The following is a 1,567-nucleotide window of genomic DNA, read 5'->3' as shown; positions in this document are numbered from 1 at the left end:
TAGTCGCGGGGGACATCGCCGAATTCGCCGAATTCTTCAGCTTCGGGACCAACGACCTCACCCAGACGACCTTCGGTTATTCCAGGGACGACGCGGAGGGCAAGTTCCTGGCCCAGTACGTCAATGACGGTGTCCTCCCCGATAATCCCTTCCACGAACTGGACCGTGAAGGAGTTGGCAGGCTCATGGCCATAGCAGTGACTGAGGGAAAGGAGAAACGTCCTCAACTACAGATAGGGATATGTGGCGAGCACGGTGGGGATCCCCGGAGCATCGCCTTTTGTCACCAACTGGGCTTGGACTATGTCAGCTGCTCCCCTTTCCGGATACCCGTGGCAAGGCTCTCAGCAGCTCATTCGAGGCTGGGCCTTCTGGATTGAGTTTCCCGAGGGGTGCAGAAAAAGGATTCACGACAGAGGGCCGCCGCTGGAAGTGGCGGCCCGACTTTTCGCAAAGGAGATGCCATGAGCAAGGAAACGCCCAGGATTAGATGGGAAAGGATTGAAAGGGCCATCCTTGAACATTGCGCCGCTTTCAGCGATGAAAGCAGGGGCAGGATGAGGGAAGAGCCCCTTTGCCCTGTGAGGACCATTTTTCAGCAGGACCGGGACAGGATAATCCATTCGAAGGCTTTCAGAAGGCTCAAGCACAAAACCCAGGTTCTGCTCCTACCCGAGGGAGACCACTACAGGACACGGCTTACCCATACGCTCGAGGTTTGCCAGGTGGCCAGGACTATTTCCAGAACCCTCGGTCTCAACGAGGACCTAACCGATGCCATCGCCCTTGGGCACGACCTGGGGCACACTCCTTTCGGTCACATGGGTGAAAAAGTACTAGACAGGATCGCGAGGGAAAATGGGCTCGGCGGTTTCTCTCATGCCAGGCAGAGCCTCAGGGTGGTCGACTGTCTCGAAAAGGACGGGCGGGGTTTGAACCTGTCTAAGGAGGTGCGGGATGGGATCCTGAAACACTCCAAGGGGATGGTGGATGTCCGGGAAGGTTTTTCCGGGGGAGAACCGGTCCTGACCAATGAAGCCAAGGTCGTGCGTATATCCGATTCAATCGCCTACCTTAACCATGATTTGGACGATGCTCTCAGGGCGGGTATCTTGAAAAGCGAGGATATCCCCTCTTCGGTCATGCTAAAACTAGGTGCAACCCACGGAGCGCGGATAGGCCGAATGGTCGAAAGCATCGTCTCCAACAGTGGCTGTGACGGGGTGCGCATGGACGACGACCTCTTGGAGGCCGTCGAGGAACTCCGTTCTTTCCTTTACTACCGAGTCTATGCTTCGGAGAGAGTACTCCGTGAGGAACCCCGGGTCGACCATGTGTTATCCACACTTTTCGCCCACTTCCTGGATAACCCGGCCGAAAACTGTAGTACCGATGACCTCGCCCTATCAGCGATGGATCACATCTCGGGCATGACCGACAGGTACGCCCTGGCATTCTTCGAAAAGACCATCCTTCCCAGCCCCTGGCCCTGAAATCTTCCCCTGTTTTTTCAGTCCGCTATGCCGTATTGCTTCAGCAACTCCTGGAATCGATCCTCGATCTCCTC

Annotated in this window: 2 protein-coding genes; both read left to right on the top strand. The window is 56.2% G+C overall.

Annotated elements, in window-relative coordinates; translation table 11 throughout:
- Positions 1–380: pyruvate, phosphate dikinase (locus GX108_05120; GenBank protein NLO56420.1), on the top strand; the 380-nt coding region annotated here is incomplete at its 5' end.
- Between the two features lie 84 nt (positions 381–464).
- Entirely contained in the window at positions 465–1,493 is a 1,029-nt protein-coding gene (locus GX108_05115; GenBank protein ID NLO56419.1) for a deoxyguanosinetriphosphate triphosphohydrolase, read from the top strand.
- Positions 1,494–1,567: the final 74 nt, after the last annotated feature.

Source organism: Thermovirga sp. (assembly GCA_012523215.1).
Lineage (GTDB): Bacteria > Synergistota > Synergistia > Synergistales > Thermovirgaceae > 58-81.
Note: the sequence above shows the minus strand (reverse complement) of the source record. Positions and strands in the feature narration are given on the sequence as shown.

Excerpts from the sequence above, each read along its gene's own strand:
- GX108_05115 (NLO56419.1), top strand. The coding sequence starts at position 465 with ATGAGCAAGGAAACGCCCAGGATTAGATGGGAAAGGATTGAAAGGGCC.